The 23,813-nt window shown below is 54.6% G+C and carries 20 protein-coding genes, 1 tRNA gene and 1 pseudogene; 7 read left to right on the forward strand and 15 right to left on the reverse strand.

Going from position 1 to position 23,813, the window contains the following annotated elements:
* The first annotated feature begins 7 nt into the window (after positions 1-7).
* The 3 genes from rpsU to rpoD all read left to right on the forward strand — a co-directional run bounded on the left by rpsU (position 8) and on the right by rpoD (position 4,086).
* Positions 8-223, forward strand: coding sequence for a 30S ribosomal protein S21 (gene rpsU / locus M8318_RS08225; RefSeq protein WP_001144069.1), 216 nt, complete (start codon positions 8-10; stop codon positions 221-223).
* Between the two features lie 116 nt (positions 224-339).
* Entirely contained in the window at positions 340-2,085 is a 1,746-nt protein-coding gene (gene dnaG, locus M8318_RS08230) for a DNA primase (RefSeq protein WP_370635108.1), read from the forward strand.
* A gap of 111 nt (positions 2,086-2,196) precedes the next feature.
* Positions 2,197-4,086, forward strand: coding sequence for an RNA polymerase sigma factor RpoD (gene rpoD, locus M8318_RS08235; RefSeq protein WP_225759489.1), 1,890 nt, complete (start codon positions 2,197-2,199; stop codon positions 4,084-4,086).
* Between the two features lie 89 nt (positions 4,087-4,175).
* Here the strand turns inward: rpoD and mug are convergent, their stop codons facing one another.
* A complete protein-coding gene (gene mug, locus M8318_RS08240; RefSeq protein ID WP_262661912.1) occupies positions 4,176-4,682 on the reverse strand; it encodes a G/U mismatch-specific DNA glycosylase in 507 nt (168 codons plus the stop codon).
* Between the two features lie 125 nt (positions 4,683-4,807).
* Between mug and M8318_RS08245 the strand changes: the two genes are divergently transcribed.
* Positions 4,808-4,883, forward strand: a tRNA-Ile gene (locus M8318_RS08245).
* A 67-nt stretch (positions 4,884-4,950) separates the two neighbouring features.
* Here M8318_RS08245 and M8318_RS08250 read toward each other — a convergent pair.
* Positions 4,951-5,403: a hypothetical protein gene (locus tag M8318_RS08250; protein WP_262661913.1), complete on the reverse strand. Its 453-nt coding sequence runs from the start codon at positions 5,401-5,403 to the stop codon at positions 4,951-4,953.
* Between the two features lie 633 nt (positions 5,404-6,036).
* Between M8318_RS08250 and M8318_RS08255 the strand changes: the two genes are divergently transcribed.
* Positions 6,037-7,290, forward strand: coding sequence for a PTS ascorbate transporter subunit IIC (locus tag M8318_RS08255; protein WP_262661915.1), 1,254 nt, complete (start codon positions 6,037-6,039; stop codon positions 7,288-7,290).
* 40 nt (positions 7,291-7,330) lie between these two features.
* Here the strand turns inward: M8318_RS08255 and M8318_RS08260 are convergent, their stop codons facing one another.
* The 7 genes from M8318_RS08260 to bcsO are packed head-to-tail and all read right to left on the reverse strand — an operon-like array spanning position 7,331 to position 18,682.
* A complete protein-coding gene (locus M8318_RS08260) occupies positions 7,331-8,320 on the reverse strand; it encodes a glycosyl hydrolase family 8 (RefSeq protein ID WP_106995872.1) in 990 nt (329 codons plus the stop codon).
* Positions 8,321-8,329: 9 nt separating this feature from the next.
* A complete protein-coding gene (bcsD, locus tag M8318_RS08265; RefSeq protein ID WP_262661917.1) occupies positions 8,330-8,797 on the reverse strand; it encodes a cellulose biosynthesis protein BcsD in 468 nt (155 codons plus the stop codon).
* On the reverse strand, positions 8,797-12,663 hold the full coding sequence (locus tag M8318_RS08270) for a cellulose biosynthesis protein BcsC (RefSeq protein ID WP_262661919.1): 3,867 nt from the start codon (positions 12,661-12,663) through the stop codon (positions 8,797-8,799). Before M8318_RS08270 ends, bcsD begins: the two co-directional genes overlap by 1 nt.
* 13 nt (positions 12,664-12,676) lie before the next feature.
* Positions 12,677-15,142, reverse strand: a complete 2,466-nt coding sequence (bcsB, locus tag M8318_RS08275; RefSeq protein WP_262661920.1) for a cellulose biosynthesis cyclic di-GMP-binding regulatory protein BcsB — start codon at positions 15,140-15,142, stop codon at positions 12,677-12,679.
* Positions 15,139-17,259, reverse strand: coding sequence for a UDP-forming cellulose synthase catalytic subunit (gene bcsA, locus M8318_RS08280; RefSeq protein ID WP_262661922.1), 2,121 nt, complete (start codon positions 17,257-17,259; stop codon positions 15,139-15,141). Before bcsA ends, bcsB begins: the two co-directional genes overlap by 4 nt.
* 20 nt (positions 17,260-17,279) lie before the next feature.
* Positions 17,280-18,086, reverse strand: a complete 807-nt coding sequence (gene bcsQ, locus M8318_RS08285; protein ID WP_262661924.1) for a cellulose biosynthesis protein BcsQ — start codon at positions 18,084-18,086, stop codon at positions 17,280-17,282.
* Positions 18,077-18,682 (reverse strand): cellulose biosynthesis protein BcsO, encoded by a 606-nt coding sequence (bcsO, locus tag M8318_RS08290; protein ID WP_262661926.1) that lies wholly within the window; start codon positions 18,680-18,682, stop codon positions 18,077-18,079. Before bcsO ends, bcsQ begins: the two co-directional genes overlap by 10 nt.
* Positions 18,683-19,482: 800 nt before the next feature.
* On the opposite strand from bcsO, the gene M8318_RS08295 reads away from it, so the two are divergent.
* Positions 19,483-19,824, forward strand: coding sequence for a helix-turn-helix domain-containing protein (locus M8318_RS08295; protein ID WP_262661928.1), 342 nt, complete (start codon positions 19,483-19,485; stop codon positions 19,822-19,824).
* 71 nt (positions 19,825-19,895) lie between these two features.
* Positions 19,896-20,135, forward strand: coding sequence for a SymE family type I addiction module toxin (locus tag M8318_RS08300; protein WP_106995880.1), 240 nt, complete (start codon positions 19,896-19,898; stop codon positions 20,133-20,135).
* 42 nt (positions 20,136-20,177) lie between these two features.
* Here M8318_RS08300 and M8318_RS08305 read toward each other — a convergent pair whose 3' ends face one another.
* The 6 genes and pseudogenes from M8318_RS08305 to M8318_RS08330 all read right to left on the reverse strand — a co-directional run bounded on the left by M8318_RS08305 (position 20,178) and on the right by M8318_RS08330 (position 23,813).
* A complete protein-coding gene (locus M8318_RS08305; RefSeq protein WP_262661930.1) occupies positions 20,178-20,441 on the reverse strand; it encodes a hypothetical protein in 264 nt (87 codons plus the stop codon).
* A 137-nt stretch (positions 20,442-20,578) separates the two neighbouring features.
* The gene (locus M8318_RS08310; RefSeq protein ID WP_262661931.1) at positions 20,579-21,130 is read right to left on the reverse strand and encodes a hypothetical protein; all 552 of its coding nucleotides are present in this window, start codon (positions 21,128-21,130) and stop codon (positions 20,579-20,581) included.
* A gap of 178 nt (positions 21,131-21,308) precedes the next feature.
* Positions 21,309-21,635: a zinc ABC transporter substrate-binding protein gene (locus tag M8318_RS08315; protein WP_262661933.1), complete on the reverse strand. Its 327-nt coding sequence runs from the start codon at positions 21,633-21,635 to the stop codon at positions 21,309-21,311.
* A 25-nt stretch (positions 21,636-21,660) separates the two neighbouring features.
* Positions 21,661-22,434: pseudogene (locus M8318_RS08320) on the reverse strand (hemagglutinin repeat-containing protein); the annotation flags it as partial.
* Positions 22,435-22,692: 258 nt separating this feature from the next.
* Positions 22,693-23,142: an adhesin gene (locus M8318_RS08325; protein WP_262661936.1), complete on the reverse strand. Its 450-nt coding sequence runs from the start codon at positions 23,140-23,142 to the stop codon at positions 22,693-22,695.
* A 323-nt stretch (positions 23,143-23,465) separates the two neighbouring features.
* The gene (locus M8318_RS08330; protein ID WP_262661937.1) at positions 23,466-23,813 is read right to left on the reverse strand and encodes an immunity 8 family protein; all 348 of its coding nucleotides are present in this window, start codon (positions 23,811-23,813) and stop codon (positions 23,466-23,468) included.

The raw sequence follows: 23,813 nt of genomic DNA on the forward strand, positions 1-23,813 counted from the left end.
GAGTTACATGCCGGTAATTAAAGTACGTGAAAACGAGCCGTTCGACGTAGCACTGCGTCGCTTCAAGCGTTCATGCGAGAAAGCAGGTGTTCTGGCTGAAGTTCGTCGTCGTGAGTTCTATGAAAAACCAACGACCGAACGTAAGCGCGCTAAAGCTTCTGCTGTGAAACGTCACGCGAAGAAACTGGCTCGCGAAAACGCACGCCGTACTCGTCTGTACTAATCTTTTGAGGACGCACGTCCTCAATTGTCAGACAGAGTAATAGTCGTAAGGCCGTGCTTCCGGAAGGAATGCGCGGCTTGTTTTCGTTTATGAGTCACTAAAAATTCACGGGGCCTATGGCTGGACGAATCCCACGCGTTTTCATTAATGATCTGCTGGCAAGAACCGACATCGTCGATCTCATCGACGCGCGGGTAAAGCTGAAAAAGCAGGGCAAGAACTACCACGCGTGTTGTCCATTCCATAACGAGAAAACCCCCTCTTTCACCGTTAACGGTGAAAAACAGTTCTACCACTGCTTCGGCTGTGGCGCGCACGGCAACGCCGTCGACTTTTTGATGAACTACGACAAGCTCGAGTTCGTTGAAACCGTCGAAGAGCTGGCAGCCATGCACAACCTTGAAGTGCCTTATGAAGCAGGTAGTGGCCCCAGCCAGATAGAGCGTCATCAACGACAAACGCTGTATCAGCTGATGGACGGCCTGAACGCATTTTATCAACAGTCTCTTAAGCAACCTGCCGCTGAGCCTGCGCGTCAATATTTGAACCAGCGCGGACTGAGCGACGATGTTATTGCGCGTTTCGCTATTGGTTACGCCCCTCCCGGTTGGGATAACGTGTTAAAGCGTTTTGGCGGCAATAGCGAAGATCGTAAATCCCTCATCGACGCGGGCATGCTGGTCACTAATGACAAGGGACGCAGCTATGACCGCTTCCGCGAGCGGGTGATGTTCCCCATTCGCGACAAGCGTGGCCGGGTAATTGGTTTTGGTGGACGCGTGCTGGGCGATGCCCTGCCGAAATACCTTAACTCCCCGGAAACGGACATTTTCCATAAGGGCCGCCAGCTGTATGGCCTGTATGAAGCCCAGCAGGATAACGCTGAACCGCAGCGTCTGTTGGTGGTCGAAGGCTATATGGATGTGGTGGCGCTGGCGCAGTTCGACATTAATTATGCCGTTGCGTCTCTGGGCACCTCCACGACCGCCGACCATATTCAGCTGCTGTTTCGGGTGACCAACACCGTGGTTTGCTGTTACGACGGCGACCGGGCCGGACGTGAAGCCGCCTGGCGCGCGCTGGAAACGGCTCTGCCTTATATGACCGACGGGCGTCAGTTACGCTTTATGTTTCTGCCCGACGGCGAAGACCCGGATACGCTGGTGCGTAAAGAGGGCAAAGCGGCATTTGAGGCGCGGATGGAGCAGGCTCAGCCACTCTCCACGTTTCTGTTTAACAGCCTGATGCCGCAGGTCGATTTGAGCACCCCGGATGGCCGCGCCCAGCTGAGCACGCTGGCGTTACCGCTGATTACTCAGGTGCCCGGCGAAACGTTGCGCATCTATCTGCGTCAGGAGTTGGGTAAGAAACTCGGCATTCTGGATGACAGTCAGCTTGAACGTTTAATGCCAAAGCTGGCGGATAGCGGAGCAGCTCGCCCCGCGCCACAGCTAAAACGCACAACCATGCGTATACTGATAGGACTGCTGGTGCAAAATCCGGAACTGGCGCCGAAAGTGCCATCTCTGGAAGGTTTGAACCACGAAAAGCTGCCGGGACTTGGCTTATTTGCAGAACTGGTCAACACTTGTCTCTCACAGCCAGGTCTGACCACAGGGCAACTTTTAGAGCACTATCGCGGAACAAAAGCGTCCGCCACCCTTGAAAAACTGTCGATGTGGGACGATATAGCAGATAAAGATATCGCCGAAGAGACCTTCACCGACTCGCTCAACCATATGTTTGATTCGATGCTTGAACTGCGCCAGGAAGAGTTGATAGCTCGCGAGCGCACACACGGTTTAAGCAGCGAAGAACGCCGGGAGCTCTGGATGATTAACCAGGAACTGGCGAAGAAATAAAAGAATTTAACGGCTTAAGTGCCGAATATCGTTCGGGTAGATCCCGACAGCCGCACTGAGAGGCAGCGGCACAAATACAAGTACGCCCTCGCTTTAAAGGTTGGCAGCCGTATCGCCGACACCAATCAAACGAATAAGTGTGGATACCGTCTTATGGAGCAAAACCCGCAGTCACAGCTGAAACTTCTTGTCCAACGTGGTAAGGAGCAAGGCTATCTGACCTATGCCGAGGTCAATGACCATCTGCCGGAAGATATCGTCGACTCCGATCAGATCGAAGACATCATCCAAATGATCAATGACATGGGTATTCAGGTGATGGAAGAAGCCCCTGATGCCGATGATCTGTTGCTTGCTGAAAACTCAAACAACACTGACGAAGATGCAGAAGAAGCTGCTGCACAGGTTCTGTCGAGTGTTGAATCAGAAATCGGCCGCACGACGGACCCGGTGCGCATGTACATGCGTGAAATGGGTACCGTTGAGCTGTTGACCCGTGAAGGCGAAATTGACATCGCCAAACGTATCGAAGACGGGATCAACCAGGTCCAGTGCTCTGTTGCCGAATACCCTGAAGCCATCACCTATCTGCTCGAGCAGTACGATCGTGTGGAAGCGGAAGAAGCACGTCTGTCCGATCTGATCACCGGCTTTGTCGATCCGAACGCGGAAGAAGACATGGCGCCTACGGCGACGCATGTCGGCTCTGAGCTGTCTCAGGAAGAGATGGACGATGACGAAGACGAAGAAGAAGAAGAGAGCGACGACGACAGCAGCGACGATGACAACAGCATCGACCCTGAACTGGCGCGCGAGAAGTTCGGTGAGCTGCGTACGCAGTATGAAGTCACCCGCGACACCATTAAAGCCAAAGGCCGTAGCCATGCTGCCGCTCAGGAAGAGATCCTGAAGCTTTCTGAAGTGTTCAAACAGTTCCGTCTGGTGCCAAAACAGTTCGATTACCTGGTTAACAGCATGCGCGTCATGATGGACCGCGTCCGTACCCAGGAACGCATCATCATGAAAATGTGCGTTGAACAGTGCAAAATGCCGAAGAAGAACTTCATCACCCTGTTCACCGGCAACGAAACCAGCGAAACCTGGTTCAACGCGGCTATCGCGATGAACAAGCCGTGGTCTGAAAAGCTGCGTGATGTGGCTGACGACGTCCACCGTGGTCTGCAGAAGCTGCAGCAGATTGAAGAAGAGACCGGCCTGACCATCGAGCAGGTAAAAGACATTAACCGTCGTATGTCCATCGGTGAAGCGAAAGCCCGCCGTGCGAAGAAAGAGATGGTTGAAGCAAACTTGCGTCTGGTTATCTCTATCGCCAAGAAATACACCAACCGCGGCCTGCAGTTCCTGGATCTGATCCAGGAAGGTAACATCGGTCTGATGAAAGCGGTTGATAAGTTCGAATACCGTCGTGGTTACAAGTTCTCCACCTACGCAACCTGGTGGATCCGTCAGGCTATCACCCGCTCTATCGCGGATCAGGCGCGCACCATCCGTATTCCGGTGCATATGATTGAGACCATCAACAAGCTCAACCGTATTTCCCGCCAGATGCTGCAGGAGATGGGCCGCGAGCCGACGCCAGAAGAGCTGGCCGAGCGCATGCTGATGCCGGAAGACAAGATCCGTAAAGTGCTGAAGATCGCCAAAGAGCCAATCTCCATGGAAACACCAATCGGTGATGATGAAGATTCGCATCTGGGTGATTTCATCGAGGATACCACCCTCGAGCTGCCGCTGGACTCTGCTACCACCGAGAGCCTGCGTGCCGCCACGCACGACGTGCTGGCTGGCCTGACCGCCCGTGAAGCGAAAGTCCTGCGTATGCGTTTCGGTATCGATATGAACACCGACCACACGCTGGAAGAAGTGGGTAAACAGTTCGACGTTACCCGCGAACGTATCCGTCAGATCGAAGCGAAGGCGCTGCGTAAACTGCGCCACCCGAGCCGCTCTGAAGTGCTGCGTAGCTTCCTGGACGACTAACCGTCCTGAACGTAAAAAAGCTCCCAATCGGGAGCTTTTTTTTGTTTGTTCCCTCTCCTCTATGGGGAGAGGGTCAGGGTGAGGGGAATTTAAAGCCCCCGCGTCACCAGCGCCTCATCCAGCTCCCGATACGCCTCCACCAGCTTCTCCACCGTCGCCCTGTTGAGCCCACTCGGATTAGGCAACACCCACACCTGGGTCACGCCGATGGTGATGCTCTGCTTTCCCCACTGTACCCCACGCTGGCTGAACGCCTGCTCATACGCCTGCTTACCCAAGATCGCCAGCGCCGCCGGCTGGTAGTCCTCCATCTTGGTAATTAGCTCCCGCCCACCGCTGCGCAGCTCATGCAGGTTCACCTCGCTCGCCTGCACCGTCGGACGTTCCACCAGCATGGTGATGCCGCAGCGCGTATCCAGCAGCTGCTGCTCCTCTTCCGGCTTCAGAAGTTTGTCGGTAAACCCGGCCTGGTAGATCACCTTCCAGAAGCGATTTCCCGGATGGGCAAAGTGAAAACCGGTATGGGCAGAGGACTTGCCCGGATTGATGCCGCAGAACACCACCCTCAGGCCTGGCGCAAGGATGTCGTTGATCATGATTACTCCCGCTTAATGGTTCAGGCTCTAAGTATAAGAGATTGAAAATGGGTTGTTTATAAAAACAGCAGGCAGGCGGGTATGTCTGGATTGCGACGAGGAGTTACTTTATAATCCTCCGCCACGGCCCCTTAGCTCAGTGGTTAGAGCAGGCGACTCATAATCGCTTGGTCGCTGGTTCAAGTCCAGCAGGGGCCACCAGATAAAAAAAGGAGTCAGATAAGAAATTATCTGACTCCTTTTTCGTTCAGCCTCTGTTCAGGCAATATTAGTGTGTCCGGTACGGCTCCCTGACATAATCCCGCAGAATATACACCATGTCATGCAGCAGTCCCGCCAGGTCCTCCGCCACCTTACCCGGCAGCTTATTCCCCAGTAATGCCTGATTCAGCGAGCGCAAATATCCCACCATCAGATACGTGTCCTGCCAGCAGTCCGGCATGGCGGATTCGGGCGGCTCATCAACAGTAAGCTGGGCCACCAGCTCCGGCGGTAAATATTCGTCGCACAGCTGCCCCAGACGGGCGTGCACATGAGATAACCGCCCGCAAAGTGCCAGACGCGCAGACACCTCTTTTGTTTCCAGTAGGACATTCACATATGCCGTGCACAGGTCCGTTACCTCAAACAGGTCAGCGGTGGCGGGGATCGGCGCGGTGAGCAGATGATGAATAACGCTTTCGTCAAATTCGGGATAAGACAGGGTTGGGATAGTAGCCATAAGGCATCCTCCGTTGAGTTTAATGAGCCACAATCTGAGTTCCTAAGCTCAGGAGAGTGGTAGCGCTGACAGGGTTAGGAACCGGAACTCAACGGCAACCGGCCAGCCTTTCGGCTGCCCTGCCAGCGCCACCGAAGATTTTACAACGGTGTGCGCTGACCCGATACAGAAACCTGTATCGCAGTTGAGTTGTTCGGGTTCCTACGCCCGGCTGCAGTTTCTCCTGCAACGCCCTCACCCTACTCCTCTCCCCTCCCCGTCAAAAGCAAAATCCCAACCTGGTTTTCATCTCTGCGAGCCGCCTTCCAGAATCACACTCTCAACGCCCCCAGCAAAAACGAATCGTCATTTTTTGTAAAATGAAATGGCGTTTTAGATATGTTCATCACAATTTACTTCCCGGAAATCGTTAAGATATCAGACCAGACAAACAGTAAGGTTTTTGTGTGGATAACTAACCGGTGTGAGAAACGAGGAGCATGCATTAGCGCTTTTATTTAAAACCAACACACGGATTTAACATTTTATTTTACAGCGCCAGAAAATAACTATCGGGATTACTCTCGGGGATGCGTTCGGCCTGAAAATTTTAACTGACTATTTTGATACTCTCTTAAATACGGAAAATTTATCGTGGATTACATTATTAAAATACTTGGCACGCCCGCGATTATCGTCGCGTTTATTGCTCTCTTAGGGTTAACCTTACAAAGAAGCAGCCTCACCGATATTATTAAAGGCACCCTGCTCGCTTTTATTGGTTTTGTCTTAATTAAAACCGGCGGGAGTATTCTCGGCGGCGTCTTGACCATGTTCAGCGACATATTTACCAACGCATTTGGTCTGCGCGGGGTGGTGCCCAGCAACGAAGCGATTATGGCGCTGACCATTGATACGCTGGGCCGACCGGCGGCATTCATCCTGTTCTTCGCGATGATCATTAACGTGCTGCTGGCCCGCTACACCCGCTTTAAATCCATTTACCTGTCGCTGCACCTGATCGTCTTTATGGCTTTCTCGGTGACCGCTGCGCTGGTGGGATTAGGTTACAGCGAGCAGTTCGCCATTATTTTCGGCTCGCTGGTGATCGGCACTTATATGGCGGTGTTCCCGACGATCCTGTCGCGCTTCAGCCGTAAAATTATCGGCCACAACGATTACTGCATCGCCCACGCCGCGTCCAGCTCCTATATTATCGGCTCGTATCTCGGGAAATGGTTTGGTGATACCTCGGTCAACGTCGAAGAGGTCAAAGTCAGCGGTAAATTCAGCTTCCTGAAAAACCCGGACGTGGCGACCTTTGTGACCATGTTCTTCCTGCTGGGCATTTCCTCTATCTTTGCGGAAGAGGCTTTCCTCAGCAACGTGCTGGCGAATAAACCTTATTTTGTCTGGCTGCTGGAAAAATCTGCGACCTTCGCAGGCGGGTTATATATCGCCAAGAAAGGCGTGGTGATGTTCACCGAAGAGATCGTGCCTGCCTTTAAAGGCTTCTCTCAGGTGGTGGCGCCAGGTTCTGTTCCGGCCGTGGATCCGATGGTGCTGTTCGACAAATCCCCGAACGCGGTACTGGTGGGCTTCCTGGTCAGCTTTGTGGCGGAACTGTGCTGCGTGGCGATCTTCCCGTTCATCGGTCTGCCGATCATTATCCCGGGCATTATGGCGAGCTTTATTACCGGCGGTAGTGCGGCGATCTTTGGTAACGCAACCGGTGGGTTCCGTGGGGCGGTACTGGCGAGTTTCGTGAATGGTCTGCTGCTGTGCTTCCTGCCGGCGCTGGTCCTGCCGCTGTTTAACCACCTGGGGGTGAGTGCGGTGACCTTTGCCGATCCGGACTTCACCTTCCTGTCCGCCATCATCAAATACACCTTCGGCTTAGGCCATTAATCCTCTCACCGGCCCGTTCCCGGGCCGGTTTTCCCTGCATCTATTTTGCTAACGACACCAGCATCTTCAGACTTGCAGAATAATAATCTTCCTGGGTCGTGATCTGCGGATCGCCAGCCGGAAGTTGCCCCAGCGCCAAATCACGCACCGCCAGCAACCCGCCCGCCATCATGTACGGCGCCGGATCGCCGGTGGTGACATTCACCCAGGCAGGCGTCTGGGTACGGGCAAACCGGCCCCAGTAGGCGGTGTAAGGCGCCATCAGCGGGCTGGAGGCATTCGCCCACTTGATATAGAGCGGGACGCGGATCGCATCGTAGCTAAAGCGCGCCGGCCACTCTTTGGCCGGGGTCACGCGACCGTCGGCGTACAGGGAAACCCAGTCTGCGGGAAGTTGGGTATTGCCGAAGCGCATCTTCACCAGCAGCTTCTGTCCGTCATTGATCAGGTCACGCCACACCGTCAGATGACTGCGCTTCGCGAAATCCTCCCAGGCCGGGAAGATAAAATAGGACGGATTAAGATTCACATAGCTGTTGAGGTTAAAGCCCTTCGCGCCAGGCAGCATCACGCGGTAACCGGCAAAGCTGATCACGTTGCGGGCCAGCAGCGATTTAGTGATGGCGTCCGAAGCGTTCAGATAGCTGTTGTCATTCCACTGGGTACCCGCTTTTAACAGTGCCCAGGCGATAAAGGTATCGCCGTCGGTGGCATTGTTTCTGTCGGCGATCGGGTCCGGTGCCACCGGGTTATAACGCCAGTAGAACAGTCCGGTCTCGGGATTTTGCAGGTTCTTTTTCGTCCAGTTCCAGATTTTGTCAAAACCGGCGCGATCGTTGTTACGCACCGCCATCATCATGGCGAAGCCCTGCCCCTCAGTGTGGCTCACACTGTTGTTGCCGGTATCAATGATGCGACCATCCGCCATCAAAAATCGCGCTTTGTAGCTGTCCCAGGCGGGGCCGGCAAAGGCCTGATGACTTAACAACAGTCCCAGCACCAGAACCAGGGTTTTACTTCGCTGCCACATGGCCGATCCTTATTGATTGTTTTGATATCTGAAATGGATAACCGTAGCCGAGGGGGATGCCTCCCGCCACAGCGATACGTGTGATTTGCCGCCCTGCTCGCGCAGCCAGCGGGCATAGAGCCCCTCCAGCACCGCGCTGAAGGCGTGGTTCCACGCCATCTGCTTTGGCTCTTCCGGCGGAACCGGTAACGCCGTATGGGCGATGCGGATCGCCGTCTCGCTGGCATCAATATCAATATAGCCCCAGTTAAAGGCCGCGAGCCGGGCATTGATCTGCGCTTCGAGCTGGCCCACGGTGTGGGCCAGCGCCAGCGGGAAACGCTCGCCCAGCGAGTCGCCCATCTGCACGAGGAACGAGCGGCTCTGCGCCTCGCCAACGTTGGCTACCATACTCTCAATCATCACGTGGATCAGCGAAAACCAACCCGACTGCGTCTGTTGATGCTGGTAATACTGCAAAAGCTGTTGATCATTCATTACTTATTCCCCAGAAGGTAGCGGAAGTAGAGGCTCGCGGTACTTTCGTTGTAATCCCCGAAGGTGTCATACCCCACCTGCCCGCCGATGGTCATGTCTTTATTGAGTTTGTAGTCGGTCGATGCGCGCAGGGTGTACCCCAGGCCGTTCTCACTGCTGCCCTTGTAGAACGCCTCTTTGGCAAAACCACGGGAGACGTAATCTTCCAGCTGTTTCTGCATAGCGGAATCCGTCGGGAAGTACGGGCTCTCATCCTGGGAGTAGGACTGATACCCCACCGATGCGCCTAAGCCCAGCTTCCAGTTGTCATATTTCTGGGTGTAATCCACCGGGAAGGAGACGCTGATGTAATCCTGCGGGCTGAAATAGCCACCCTGACCGTAGCTGAAGTAGCTCAGGTTCTTGTCAAAGTTCATGTAGTTCATGTTGATGCCGGCTTTTAACTCGCGATCGGCAGCATAGTACGGACGGAAATAGACCCCCGCCGAACCGTTGACGCTAGTGTTGCTCGGGACGTTCTCCCCGATATAGTCATACACGCCAAACCCGGCGTAGAAGCCCGCATCGGTATTGTCATAGCTCAGCTGGGCGCTGCCGCCGTTTTTAGTGACCTGGCCCCACTTCTTGCCGCTGTACTTATCTTCCACCCCGACATAGGACAGCAAGCTGTCCACCACCGCACGACGTTCGCCGGTCAGGATCAGCTTGAGGTAATCCGTCAGCTGTGGCGACCACTGCACGCCACCCACCAGCGTATTCAGATCCTGGCCCAGCGGCGTGGAGCCGACATCAATTTTGTACTGCTCCCCGGTGAGCGCCATCGCCACTTCGACGCCCTGGGCACTTTGCGAGCCCTGGGACGGCACCTTGATTTTGTCGATGTTCGGCAGCTCTGGCGGCGTGGTGGTGGAGGCGTTATACAGCTCCTCGGCCACCCCACCCTGGATCAGCGCCCCGGTACCAAACCGGCGGCTGGATTCATCGGACGAGGTGCCTGCATCGAGGCTGATCGGCGTGACGTTAACATCCAGACGCGAATCGCCGAACGGCACGGTGGACCACTGCAGCGGGGCCTTGATCTCCGTCAGCTTGCTCAGCCCCTCTTCGCCGTCACGCGCGCGCAGGGAGGTTGAACCCCGCGCCCAGGTGGCGGTTTTGTCGACCAGCATCTCCATCATGTTATCCACCTGACGCAGCGTGCCCGCCTGGGCAGTTTCTACCGGCAGATCGGTGCGCACGGTGCCCGGCGGCGCGGTCTCTGGGTTACGCGCCAGTTGCGCCACCTGCCACGGCATCGCCTGGCCGTAGAGCGACGGCGACGCCTCGCCCGTACCGGACGTTCCGACAAACGGGTTGTCGGCCAGCGCCAGACCACCCAGCATCGGGGCCGTTTCGCCGTTGTTGCTCTGCAGGCCGAGCAGCTTGCCGCGGGCGGTGCGCAGATAGCTCATCGCCTGCTGATGATTACCCTGGGCTTCGGAGACCCGGGCCAGCAGCAGTAAACGTTCCGGGGTGCTGTCGTTGGTCAGCCCGGCGGAAAGCTGCTTCGCTTTATCCACGTTGTTGCTGGCCAGCGCCACGTCGATGGCCCCGGCGCGCGCGTCCTGCTGCGGCGTGTCGCGGGTCATCAGGTAGTCGTAAACCACCCCGGCCTCTTTATTCATCTTCCCGGACTGATAGACGCGCGCCATGGCGAACATCAGGTCGGTGTTCTGCGGATCGTTTTGCATGGCGCGGATCAGCTTGTCGTAGGCCGCCGCGTAGTTGCCCTGCACGCGCAGACGATCGGCCTCGTTGATCACGTAGCCGTTGCGAATGCTCGCCAGCTGGGTCGGGGTACTGCGCGACTGCAGTTCCGGGTTAGCAAGCCAGGCCTGAGCTTCGCTGCCGAGTCCGGCCTGGTTCAGGACCACAACCTGATCGGCATAGTCCCCGGCGTTACCCTGCACGCCGCGGCGCATGTTGTCGTGCACCACGCTCACCGCGGTGGTGACATCGCCACTCTGGGCCAGCATCCGCGCCAGCTTGCCGGCGTCAGCCGGGCTTTGCGGCGGACGTGATGCCAGAGCTTTCAGGGTGTTGGCCGCCGCGGTCCGGTCGCCCTGGGCCAGATAGCGTTCGGCAACATCCATCTGCAGGTTGTAATTCACGCGCTGGGACAGCTCGCGCATATCGCCGTTCTGGCTGGAGGCCGGAATGCGCGACAGCAGGGTTTGCGACTGCTGCCAGGCGTTGTTTTCGCTGGCGAACAGGGCCGCCGCGTAGAGTTCGCTGTTGCTGGCGTTCGGGCGGAAGGCTGGCGTCATGACGTTGGCCGCCTCCGCGCTGCGCCCCTGCTTCTGCAGCAGTCGGGCTAAATCCAGACGCAGCCAGGGATCGGATGGATAGCGGGCCGTGCCCTGCTGTAACAGGGCGATGGCGCGCTGCGGATCGCCGTTAGCCGCGGCCTGCTGGGCCTGACGACGCAGCGGATCGGTCGGATTGCCGCCGGAGACGCGCGGTTGCAGCCTCGCCTGCAGGCTGGCGGGCAGGGTTTGCAACATCGCCTGGGCTTCGGCAGTTTTGTTCTGCTCCCGCAGGACGTAGTAGAGGTTTTCCCGCGCCGCGCCGTTGTTCGGCTGCTCGGTCAGCAGGCCGCGCAGGGTCTGCTCTGCCGCGGTGTAATCTTTGTTATGCCGCTGGACGTCGGCCCGGAACAGCTTCGCCGCCGCCCCCTGCTCGCCGCTGCGTTGGGTCAGGGGCGCGCTCAGCGCCAGCGCCTGGCTGACGTTGCCCTGCTTGTAGGCCGCCTGCGCCTGGGCCAGCTGGCCGTAGAATTCGGCGTCCTGCGCCTGCTGCTTACGCTCGTCAGAGGCCGCACCGCCAAGGCTGGCCGCGCGGTTCAGGTACTGCGCGCCTGCGGCGTAGTCGCCCTTGCGCAGGGCCACGTAGCCCATCCCGGCCAGCGCATCAGCATCTTCCGGGTTGGCCTTCAGCACCTGCTCAAACTGATTGCGGGCGGTATCGGTATTGCCGCTGTTCAGCGCCACATAGCCTTCGCCTTTTGCCGCTCCGCCGATGCTCTTGCGATAGTGATCCTGCACCGCGGTATCGTTCGGATGACGCTGGAGGAAGGTCTGGTAATAGGCTTCGTCCCCCGCCTGCGGGCCCAGCCACAGCAGGGCCTGACGCAGGGATTTATCCGCATCCTGACTGCCGCTCGCCAGATCCTGCAGGATGTTCATCCCCTCGCGACGGGTGCTTTCCTGATAGGTCAGGACTTTGCCCAGCGCGATTTTGACGTTGTTATCCTGCGGATACTGGACGCGCAGCTGACGCAGCTCGCTCACCGCCTGCGGATAGAGGGACTTGTCCCCCGCCATGGTCAGATAGTACTCCGGGGCCAGGCTCGGCGGCGGCTGATTGCCGGTAAACAGGCTCTGCCAGGTGGCCAGCGCGGCGGGAATGTTGCCGCTGCGCGCCTGCTGACGGGCCAGCTCCAGCTGCCCGCGCGGCACCTGCTGCATCTGTTTGGCGTTATCCAGCGCCTGCAAATTCGCATCCTGCGGCGAGACCGCCGTTAAGCGCTCGCGCCACTGGGCTGCCCCTTTGATGTCGCCGGCCTGCTGCGACCAGAGGGCCATCATGTACAACGCCTGGGTGTTATTGGCATCGACCATCAGCACTTTTTTCAGCGATTCCATCGCCAGATTATCGTGAGACTTTTCGTGCCAGTAGTTGGCCTGATCGAACAGCGCTTTCAGCGCCGGGTTATTGGCCGACTGGGCAGCATCTGCCGCCTGGGCACCCTGGATACCCCCGATCGCCAGCCCGCTAACCAGGCAAAGTACAGGCAGATGTCCGGCGGTTTTGTTTTTATTTTCCATAGTGTTACCACCCTTACTCACGATCTGAATCCTGTGGGTTAAGACGTTTGTGCGCGCGTTTTTTCAGTAACGAGTAGAGGCTCAGGCCAATAATCGTCGCGAACAGCAGTCCAAAAATCGCCAGCATGGCGGAGTGCTGCGTGGCATACCACACCACCATCATGTACCAGGGCATCTGGCCGCTCGGGAACTGCGGGCCGACGCGGAAACTGCGCACGCCGTTCTCCTCGGTGATGATCGCGGTATCGCCGCGGATCCCGGCGTTGATGCGGGCGGAGTTGAGGTCGGTATGCAGACGCGCCAGCTGGGCGTCATCGCTGCCAATCGCCATCACCACCAGACGTTCCGGGTTCCACTGGGAGCGGAAGCTGACAAAGCCGCGCCAGGATTCGTTGGACGAGAAGTAGCGGTCGGCATCAACGCCGGACGCGTTCCAGTCCCCCTCCAGCAGACGCTGCGCTTTTTCCCACAGTTTCGGTTCCCGCACGCCAAAGGTGTGCTCGTTGCTGACAAATGGCGACTGCGCCAGCAGGGCGCGGTTAAAGGCGGTTTGATCCAGCGAGGAGACCGCCAGCACGTCGCTGTTGCTCAGGCGCAACAGGTTCGCGCCGCCGGACGGCAGACCAAACATCACCCGGTTGTTGTTCAGCGCGGTACCGGTGGCGTTACCGGAACGGGCAGAGAGATCCAGCAGGGTGCTAATCTCGCTTTCGCTCGGGTTCTCCGGCAGGAGCAGTACCGTCTGGGAGAAGTCCGCCAGACGGGTGAACGGGAACGAGGCACCCACGAAGTACGACAGGTTCGGCAGCAGCGTGAAGTGGCGCGTGTTGCTCAGATCGATACTCGAGTCTTCGTCGATACGGCTCTTGATGTTGTTATTGAGCAGGACGCTACACGGCGCAGTCTCTTTGGTCTGGATGTTGAAATAGAGTTGCAGCTGGTTGTCGCCGTAAATCAGGTACGGCTCCAGCGGCACCTCCACATTCTCCTGACGCGCATCGCCGCCGAGCCTGTGCCACAGCCCTTCGAGCAGCCCCTGCTTGTTGACCGGCAGGTTGCGCAGGAACGCGCCGTTGAAGGTCATCGACAGGTATGAACGCTGCTCGTCAATCCAGCTTTCGGAGGGGAAGCGGTAGGCCACTTTCAGCGGAATGGTGTCCCCATCCCACATAAACAGATCCGGCGCAGCACGGAAGGCCAGGGTCAGCGGTTCATGCCAGATGCCGGTCACGGTCAGGCTCTGATCCTTACGCATCAGCTCGCTCAGCAGCACCGGGCGATCGGTCGAGATCCAGCGCGGGGCATCATAGGGTTTGCTGACCGGGATGTTCTGCGCCTCAACCGGCAGGCTGGTGGTCTGGCCGTTGAACTGCCCGCGGGTCAGACGGTACGCGGCGCTTTTTAGCTGCTGCTCGTTGTTCCCCACCACCAGCAGCAGTTTGTAGATCGGGTTGCCGGGGTTATCCACCACCTGCAGCGTGGCTCCGTTCGAGGCCGGCAGCGTTAAGCCGCCGATGGACTCACCCGGTTTACCAAACAGGATGCCGTTCTTTTCCGGCAGCTGATCGTGTAACGCATCAAAGGCGATGCCGCGATAGTCTGCTTCGATCCCCAGCCAGGAGGCGATGAGCGCCGCGGCACCCACCTGCTCCGGCAGCGTTTTGGCCGGGAACGCGAAGGTCAGCGTGGTCGGCGTCATCTGCATTTCATCAATGAACGGGCGCGGGAAGTGGCTGAGATCCGCAGCAATGTTCAGCTGCTGCGCCTCCAGGTCCAGCCGCGTGTTCGGCATGATGGTGACCTGGTAGCTGTCGGACAGATCGCGCTGGCACAGCAGCGCATCGCCGTCGTTAATTTTAAAGCTGATGTTGTTGCGGGAGACCACCATGGCCGCCGGGATCTCCAGCTGATAGCTGGAGACATTGCTGTCGGCGGAGCCCAGCGGCACCGTCCCCAGCGGCTGGCCGTTGAGCATCAGTTGCAGGGTGGTATTACGTGCCGCCATCGCCGGAGAGACCTTGAGGTTCAGCTCCAACTGGGCGTTGGTGATCACCTGGTCCGCCGAGAGGGTAAAGTCGATCCCGCCCTGCAGCTGGCCGCCGCTCAGCACCACGCCGTTTGGCTGCCCCATCTGGGCAACGGAGATGCTGGTGGTGGTGCCAGGGGTGATGCCCATTGGTGCCGCAGACGCGGCATCGGGTGTCGGTATCGCAGGCGCAGCCTCAGGCTCCGGCATCGTCTCCGCGACCGGCGGGGTCTGGAAGCCGGGCAGCGTGTCGGGGGCGGGCAGCGTGGCTGGCGCAGTTTCAGCCGCAGCAGGCACCGCATCCGCAGCGGGCTGCGCCGCGTCCGTTACCGGCGGCGGGAGATCCACCGGCAGCAGCGATTCCACGGTGGTCGGCTCTTCCGCCGTCACCGGCTGCACCAGCACGCCGAACATCAGCGCCATCTGCAGCGCTTTACGGGTCATCCCTTTCATACAGCGGTATCCTCGTTGGCGTTATTCCCGCGGCGGGCATCATCATGGCGATGACGGCGCTTTTCACGACGGTCCTTCCAGGTCAGCCAGAACAGATCGAATACGCTGCGAATAATGATAAACAACGAGCGGAACGGGTTGTCCTGCGCTTTTGGCGGGTTGATCCACGCATCGGCGCGGGCCAGTACTACGCGCACCAGTTCGCGACGGCGGTCCAGCGGGATCTCGTCAAACATCAGGCGAATGTACTGCTCGTCGTGGGCAATCACGCTCACCGGAATACTGATGGCTCCGGACTGTAATTGCAGCTCAATCTCTTCGATCTCGTCGTTGAGGTGACGGTCATCCACCACCGCAATACGGCAGCCGCCCATGGAGAGATCCAGGGTATGGCTGCGCGAGGAGATGCCGCTGGCGTAGTGAATTACCACCGGCACGGTGGCATCAATACGGATGGTTTTACGCGTCTGACGGGTCTCCCGCGCCACGGCAATGGCGGCCAGCAGGAAGATCAGGCTGTAAACGCCCCAGCCGACGTTGAGGGCGATAACCATCGGGTCCACCCCGAAGTAGTCATGACCGACGGCACGCACGATCCCGGCGACAACCCCTGCCGCCAGCAGTACCGCAATGATCAGGTGCGGGCGGACAATGCTGAAATCGAAATAGCCGACGTCCAGCAGCGCGCCTTTATCGGTCACGTTGAACTTGCCGCGTTTCGGGAAGATCAGGGTAATCACCGTCGGCAACACCAGATGGAAAGCCAGCACCAGGTCGTAGATCTCCCCCCAGAAGCTGTAGCGGAACCGCCCGTTGACCCGCGAGTTCACATAGATACAGAGGAACAGGTGCGGCAGCATATAGGCGAAAATCAGGCTCGCTGAGGAGTGGATAATGTTCAGGTTAAACAGCAGGTACGCCAGCGGCGCGGTGAGGAACGCCACGCGCGGCAGGGCAAACTGGAACGACAGCATGGCGTTCAGATAGCAAAGACGCTGCTGCCACTTCAGGCCCCGGCCAAACAGCGGGTTATCGACACGCAGGATCTGCGTCATGCCGCGCGCCCAGCGGGTACGCTGAATAACGTGGACCACCAGACGTTCGGTCGCCAGCCCTGCCGCCAGGGGAATATCGAGATAGGCCGACTTCCAGCCCAGACGCTGCATCTTCAGCGCGGTATGGGCATCTTCGGTCACGGTCTCTACCGCAAAGCCGCCGATCTCCTCTAACGCGCTGCGACGGATCACCGCGCAGGAGCCGCAGAAGAAGGTGGCATTCCAGTTATCGTTGCCGCGCTGGATCTGCCCGTAGAACAGCTGGCCTTCGTTGGGAATATCGCGGCCCGCGGAAAGGTTACGCTCGAACGGATCCGGCGAGTAGAAGTAGTGCGGAGTCTGCATCAGCGCCAGACGCGGATCCTGCAGGAAGGCCCCGACGGTCGCCTGCAGGAAGATACGCGTCGCCACGTGGTCGCAGTCAAAGACGCAGATCAGCTCGCCCTTGGTGAGCTTCATGGCGTGGTTGAGGTTACCCGCTTTGGCGTGGGAGTTGTCGTTACGGGTGATGTACCCTACCCCGACGTTGGCGGCAAATACCGCAAACTCGTTGCGCTTACCGTCATCCAGCAGGTAGATCTTGAGCTTGTCTGCCGGGTAATCCAGGCATTGCGCCGCCAGCACCGTATCGCGCACCACGTCCAGGCTTTCGTTGTACGACGGAATATAGATATCCACCGTCGGCCACTGCGCCATATCATCCGGCAGCGGTACGATCTTGCGCTGGAGGGGAAAGAGGTTTTGCAGATAACTCAAAATAATGGTTATCCAGATATAGAGTTCGGCAAGAAATAACCCGATCCCCAGTATGGCCTCTATTTCGGAATTAAAGTGCAGCGTCTGCGTGGCCCGGAACCAGATATATCGTGTGGACATTAAGACCGCCACAATCATCATAATGACCGACACACGGTGATGTTTGCTAAAGCCAAGCAGCATCAGCGCCCCAATGCTGATTAAGCCGAAGATATACTGCTTCTGGCTATCCATTGGGGTGATAATAATTAATACGGCGATGGGTGCTAAGACCAATAGCAGTAGATAAAACAGCGCCTTTTTCATAGGACGTCCTGAAATTGTCGTCAGAAACTGGAGGTTCTCAGGTTGGCGTGCACGGCGCCGTCACCGACCTGGATACCCAAAATACCCGCGATACGCTTACTCACCAGCTCGATATCAAACGCCGCCGCCGAGGTGGCACTGAAATCCAGTATCGATTGCTGTGAGGCATTGGCCTCAGGCACGCTTTCATCCCGGTTGATCACCCCCAGCAGGCGGTCACCGAGGCGTTGCTGTAAGAAGGCGGTGACGTCACGGCTGATATGGCGCCGGTTGTCACTCTGGTTCACCAGGAAATAGTATCCGGCCTTGTTATCTGGCGGTTCGCCGCCGGTCAGCCGGTGATTTTCGATGTGGGGCAGCAGGGACAGGGAGGCGGTGTCGGCCAGTAAAGTCACCAGATGCAGATCGGCCAGCGGCGAGATCGCCTTCAGCGCCGGGTTCGGCCCTGGAGGGAAGTCGGCCAGGATAATCAGCCCCGGATAGTTCAGCAGAGAGCTTAAGCCTCGCGCCAGGAAATTGCTGTCGCTGGTGAGGTTATGCTCAAAGATCAGGCGCTGTTCCTCCGTCACTTCGCCATAGGGCAGGACGAACATATTGCTGCCCGCCGTTAGCACCGACTGGCTCCAGTCCGCCGACTCATTGGCACGCGCAACATAGCCACGCCCGTCAGATAACGGCACGCCAAAATGCAGACGCAGCGCGTTCTGAACATCGAAGTCAATGGCCAGAACTTTATTGCCGGCACGTGCCAGAGCATAAGCGAGGTTGGCTGTGACCGTGGTTTTCCCTACTCCGCCTTTTGGCGAGCAAATACACACTAACGGCATGAAGCGATTTTCTCCAGGAGCGGTTGTAACGGAAGGTCCTTGACCGGATGGCTGGCCGTCGCGGAGGTTTTGGTCGCGAACAGCTGCTCAAAGCGCACCGGCTCCGCCGGTTTTGGCGGAGTCACTGTCTCAGCAGTCGCTTGAACAGGCGCGAGCGCAGGTGCTGGATGAAATGCCGATGGCGCCGCCGCGACAGGCGTCTCTTTCACGGTCGCGTGGGGGGTCGCCTCAGGGCGCAGCTGATCGAACAGAGAAGGCGCGGCCGGATTAAGCTGCGTCTGTGCCGTTTTATCTGCGCTTTCAACCTGTAAGTTCTGCATGATAGACGGGGCTGAACCGGCAGGCTCCGCCACGGGCGTCTTCGTCAGGCTGGCAAACGCCGCATCCAGTTCGCCGGGTTTAACGGCCTGCGGCACGGGTACCGCAACGCTTCCGGCCTTCGCCAGCGCCGCGTCACTGTCTACACCTGCCAGCTGGTTGATAATCGCCCAGCCGCTGTTCGACGCCTGTTTGTTTTGCGCCGACAGATCCTTGAAATGGATGTCACCGGTGCGCGTTTTATCCTTGAAACGCTGTAAATCATCATAATTTTTCATGGTATTACTCTTGATTCACAAGTCAGTATTTTTGTTTCCTGCATGACTTTGCCAGGGACAACAGTTTGTGGGGTTACGAGCATGTAAAGGGAGTGAAGGGTTAACAACCACCATCGCCCCCGCCATTGCTGGCGCTAATATTTGTTTACCGAATATTCTAATGCATATTACGTAGAGGTAATACTCTCTACAAGCTTATCGACAGATAACGCAATTTCTCCACTTTTCGCCATTAACAACCCACAACTTAAACATAAAATTTTGTTTTGTGTTACTTAAGTGAAACATTTGACCAAAAAAGTGATGTGATTGCGGTTAAATACCGGAGAGTAACTATAAGCAGGGTTTATGAAAAAAGACTAAAAGTTGTAGTAGCAGAGACGGGCTTTTCATACTAATGCATGAGGTTAAGGAGATCTTTTATCGGATGGGCAGCATCGTGTTGATAACCCGCCTTCTGTGGAGATAAAGCCAGGGCGTTATAAGTGAGAGAAACCTTCCGCATAACTCACGAAACGGCAAAAAGCCACAAGGTTAATGAGGGAATGTGAAGCGTGTTCACGAGCAGTAGCGTTGTTGGGTGGGGTCATCTTTAACGGTTATCGGGATTGTCGTTTTGTGGGTTAGCACCTGCAGGGTACGTATATTAGCACCTGGGTTAGGGACATATTTTTATTGGAATCGGCTACGCAAAAACAAAACTCTGCCCTCTACTACCAATACCTTATGGGATATATTCAATCAAAGCCATCAAATACATAACACAAACAATTAGTTATGATTTATATGCAGGTAATGATATGAATTTTGGTAAACGTCTCGCACGTATCCGTAAAGAGCAAAAAATGACACAAATTGTCCTGTCCGAAATATCAGGGTGTCATATCAACATGGTTCGACGCTATGAAGCGAATAAAGTACAGCCTTCGCTGGATGTTATTCGCAGACTCTCTGTTGCTCTGTCTACCAGCGCAGACAGTCTGGTTTTTAGTGAGGACGAACGATGTCAACAAGATGAATTAAAAATGTTATTTGAAGCGGCAGGATCCCTTTCGCCAGAAGAAAAGGACGTGGCGAAAGCGCTACTTGAATCTTTGATAATGAGGCATAACGCTAACCGTTTCGCCTCTCAACAGAAGTAAAAGAACGCGGCAATTCAGTGTTAGAGCACCGAATTGCCGCTAACCACAACAACTAGTTAGGAGTAGTTATTATGGCTAAACACGATTCTACGTCAGAGCGAACCATTTCCAAAGCGCAGCGGCGGTTGAAGATCAGTTATGTCAGCATCCGGCATTTTGATCCCCGCACCTGCATGACAACCTACTATTCCCGCAGCCCCAGCCTGCGCCTGAACGGTAACTGGCTGGGAGAGGCAGGATTTAGCACCGATACGCCGGTCACGGTCAGCGTGGAACAGGGGAGACTGGTGATCGAGCCGGTTAAGGGCTGACGGGTAAAAGAAGATCCCGGTGGAGTGGCCGGGATCATTCATTTAACGATACTGCTCAGGAATGTTTTGAAACTGGTTCTCCAGGGACCAATCTTCTGGTTTATATTTCTTTCTGAACCAGTTAGCGCCACGCTCGACCCATTTTTGCCTGTAGTCTTTAATCGACTCCACACTCATATCTTCATACCCAAACTCAACGCCACAGCAGTCGCATATTTCATAAGTTGGTGTTTGATCGTCTTCTCCCCAGGGAGGATCTAGCTGTTCAGCGCCACATACCCGACAGGCATAAAATTCATTAGTCAAACAATGTCCTTATTTCACCTTATTCACGATAGCTGGAGTTATATCTTCACTCAGGTCTTTCTGATCTATTTTTCAGAAATTTTTTAGATGCTGCATGAGCCAGGCCATCTCTCAGTTAATTATTCTCAAATAGCAAGTTAAAGATACTGCTTTTTGCCTAACAAACTTGTTTTAAATCTACATTCAGGCAAAGATTTTGTTTTTTCCACAGGCTCGCTGGATAAATCGGTAATGACTATGTTGTTATTGTCGCTACCAATTTCATAAGTATGTCCTTTCGAAGCGAAGAACGAGTCTGAATATGTCTGTCCTAAATCCATGCCATACATGGTACGAACTTCTCTTTTCCACCAAATACTATATGTATAACCAGATTGCACGCTGTATTCCTGGAAACTTTTATTGGCGAATTTAGTCGACGGTGGCGCAATACCAGCAACGTACTTCGAAGTTCTTATTTTAACACCGATAATCGCTACTTTTGACGTAATTCCATATGCATGTTCTGATTTCCAACATTGCCCTGCCGGGATCTGTTTTTCGATTCTGAATGGTGTGGGGTGCGGTGTATTCTCAACACGAATATAAGAGACATCGCTACCTGTGTAGTCTGGAAGCGTATCAGTGAAATCAACACTACATCCTGAAATTAATGTTGCTGCAAGTAAAACAGAAATATTCTTATTCATCTTTCACTATCCTTGTTATTTGTCAAAGCGAAACCATTTGATTATTTTTACTACCCTTATCAAGTCATTGTCAATTCTCACAGCCCCATTCATGGTCAGCGTGGAACAGGGACGGCTGGTGATCGAACCGGTTAAGGGCTAACGGTTAATAGGATCCCGGCGCAGGGCCGGGATCCTATTAAGGACCTTGCCATTGTAGTTTAGATTTTAAACTATCAGGCACCATTTTAAATAATAGCTTAATATACTTGATGTGCTGATTATAATTAGGCGATATATCTTCGCTACATTTTTCAACATAATATTTAGCTTGATTATTTAAAAACCATACATCATGCTTAATAAAATCTGGGGTAAGTAATGAGTGCATTAGATTATGCACCAACTCGGCTTCAAAATAGCATGATGTATCTCGAGCTTTTTCTTTCTTACCCAAGAGCTGGATATTTCTAATATAAGGTAGAGAAAGCGATAACATTTTCACATATATCTCATTCTTTTTCATAAATATAATATTCTCCATAAGATCATCACTTCCTTGTCGGCATAGATTTAGCCCCTGTCGGAGCATTCTTTGTCTGAGTCCATGAGCCGTTTTGCAGTAATTTCTCTATGTAAGATCTATCCCCAGTCTTCTTATATATTTCCTGAGCAGCTACCATCCGAAGGTTATCTTCCGATATATAATAATTCCCCTTACTATCTATATATCCAGCTATACGACCTTCAGGTGCAGTAAATCTGTAATTTCCTGAAGTCATATCATTTTTTATTTGATCTACTTGCTGAGGGTTCCTTAACCCTACCTGCATACTTTTTATACCTGTTGATGCTCCGCCCTGAATGAGATTTGATATGGTCGTCTTAGCGAGATACACAAGATCTTTACCCAGCATCCCAAGCGAAGCCACTACAGCTTGGTTTTCTGGATCAGACACGAATGCTGCGAACTTCGTCCAGTCAGGACTGTTTACATCAATATTAGCCAGATCCTGCCCATTCCATTGCTGGACATAGGTTTTGGCCTCATTGCTGGTCATTACATCCACACCAAGGATATTAGCAATCCAGCCGGGACGTTTAGCCATATCAATACCGCCCTGAGCAATTTCCATATCTACAACCTGTGCTTCCAGTGGGTTATCTTTCAGTTTCTGGTCGGTCTCAGCGCTCTGCTTATCGCTGACCTGCTTCCATTTATCGATCACGGACTGGCAGTCGCCACCTGATTTCCGGCAATCTGATAACTCTTTATCGAAGTACAGGGATTGATAGGCACTCAGCGAGTTATTCTCAACGACGTTTGTAATGCCTGTAGTAGGAATACCAACATCCAATGGCGGCTATTGCGCCGCCAACGATGCTGCCTTTCAGTATTTTTACGAAATCAATTGATAAAAAATCTATCGGTATTCTGTACAAAATAAATAAAAACAAATCAACTATCAGTAAAGTAGTCAGAGATGCTACAAAAATGCCTACGGAAAGGCTAAAAATTAAATAAATAAAAATCATGAACCATTTTCTGGAGGAGTAATTCATTACTTGCCCCCCATTTTCTTTCAAGCCTGATCATTCGTAAACTCAGTTACCAATGAGCTTGTTGCATTACCAGAAATTCCTGGCAAAAGACTCGGTGGTGTAGGCATAGATATTCCCATATCCAATTTTTTCCATTCCCAATTTTTCCAGTTCGGATTAAAAACCTTATCTAACCTTGGTGTGATAAGTTTATTACCAATACCATAACCCAACCCTGAAGCCGCACCACTGATTGCACCGCCTTTCCACGGATCATCACTTTTCAGGTAGCTTGATGTGGCACCACTGCCCCCATTCACGACCATGGTTCCCAACAGACCTGTATTTGCTGTCAGTGCTCCCGTCCAGTATGCCAGAATCACATCGTTCGGGTTTATCTCACCATTAATTGTATAGCTAATTCCGGCATTCGCACTTGCGCCAACAAGGCTATATATCGCCATTGCTTCGGGCAATAACGGCCATGCCATTACGCTTCCCTGATTTGCTCCTGCTGCTCTTTTGTCCATGATTCAACCGTGCCCGGCTTGTTTGCCTCTATAGCCGCCAGAACATGTCCCAGCGAGTTATTCAACGACCCGATACGCGGTTTTGGCCCCCGTTCTCCACTTTTCCCGATGCTGTAAAGAGCCTGTAGCCGCAACAGTCTGACAACAGCTGAATGACCCCAGCTAGAGGCCGGTGATCAAGAAGGGCAAGTAACTGTTATCAAGTCTAAAAAACCACCTACCCGAACGTGAAGTTGAAAGCGGGCAGACTAAAAACCCCAACAACATGAGTTGGGGTTTATCTTTTATGGCTGATAGTCTTCATATTCCCAGGCAAAGACACGGGAGAGTTTTTGCGCTATTTCCATCCATTCTTTGCCCTCGCACAAATTGATATAATCTGTAATAGTTTTTGTGATTTCATCCAGATCGTATTTACGCACAAGAAGCGTATGACGCATTAGTTCCGGTAGCCACTGATGCTTGCATAGCCATTCGGGAGTACAGACTCGTAGATCAAAATTATCTGCCCCTGCACTATCCTCATTGCCTATACGCAACATTAGACGGATGGAAAAAACATTCTCATCCTCTGGATAGAAATTGTTTAACTCAAGGTCATCATTTGAAATACTTTTTAAAATAGCTCTCAT

This window comes from Leclercia tamurae (assembly GCF_025566055.1).
GTDB classification, from domain to species: Bacteria; Pseudomonadota; Gammaproteobacteria; order Enterobacterales; family Enterobacteriaceae; genus Enterobacter; species Enterobacter tamurae.

Excerpts from the sequence above, each read along its gene's own strand:
- M8318_RS08330 (WP_262661937.1), bottom strand. The coding sequence starts at position 23,813 with ATGAGAGCTATTTTAAAAAGTATTTCAAATGATGACCTTGAGTTAAAC.
- M8318_RS08300 (WP_106995880.1), top strand. The coding sequence starts at position 19,896 with ATGGCTAAACACGATTCTACGTCAGAGCGAACCATTTCCAAAGCGCAG.
- M8318_RS08325 (WP_262661936.1), bottom strand. The coding sequence starts at position 23,142 with ATGGCATGGCCGTTATTGCCCGAAGCAATGGCGATATATAGCCTTGTT.
- bcsD (WP_262661917.1), bottom strand. The coding sequence starts at position 8,797 with ATGAATGATCAACAGCTTTTGCAGTATTACCAGCATCAACAGACGCAG.
- mug (WP_262661912.1), bottom strand. The coding sequence starts at position 4,682 with ATGATCAACGACATCCTTGCGCCAGGCCTGAGGGTGGTGTTCTGCGGC.
- M8318_RS08270 (WP_262661919.1), bottom strand. The coding sequence starts at position 12,663 with ATGGAAAATAAAAACAAAACCGCCGGACATCTGCCTGTACTTTGCCTG.
- M8318_RS08310 (WP_262661931.1), bottom strand. The coding sequence starts at position 21,130 with ATGAATAAGAATATTTCTGTTTTACTTGCAGCAACATTAATTTCAGGA.
- bcsA (WP_262661922.1), bottom strand. The coding sequence starts at position 17,259 with ATGAAAAAGGCGCTGTTTTATCTACTGCTATTGGTCTTAGCACCCATC.
- M8318_RS08250 (WP_262661913.1), bottom strand. The coding sequence starts at position 5,403 with ATGGCTACTATCCCAACCCTGTCTTATCCCGAATTTGACGAAAGCGTT.
- M8318_RS08295 (WP_262661928.1), top strand. The coding sequence starts at position 19,483 with ATGAATTTTGGTAAACGTCTCGCACGTATCCGTAAAGAGCAAAAAATG.
- bcsQ (WP_262661924.1), bottom strand. The coding sequence starts at position 18,086 with ATGCCGTTAGTGTGTATTTGCTCGCCAAAAGGCGGAGTAGGGAAAACC.
- bcsB (WP_262661920.1), bottom strand. The coding sequence starts at position 15,142 with ATGAAAGGGATGACCCGTAAAGCGCTGCAGATGGCGCTGATGTTCGGC.
- M8318_RS08315 (WP_262661933.1), bottom strand. The coding sequence starts at position 21,635 with ATGAAAAAGAATGAGATATATGTGAAAATGTTATCGCTTTCTCTACCT.
- dnaG (WP_370635108.1), top strand. The coding sequence starts at position 340 with ATGGCTGGACGAATCCCACGCGTTTTCATTAATGATCTGCTGGCAAGA.
- bcsO (WP_262661926.1), bottom strand. The coding sequence starts at position 18,682 with ATGAAAAATTATGATGATTTACAGCGTTTCAAGGATAAAACGCGCACC.
- M8318_RS08260 (WP_106995872.1), bottom strand. The coding sequence starts at position 8,320 with ATGTGGCAGCGAAGTAAAACCCTGGTTCTGGTGCTGGGACTGTTGTTA.
- rpsU (WP_001144069.1), top strand. The coding sequence starts at position 8 with ATGCCGGTAATTAAAGTACGTGAAAACGAGCCGTTCGACGTAGCACTG.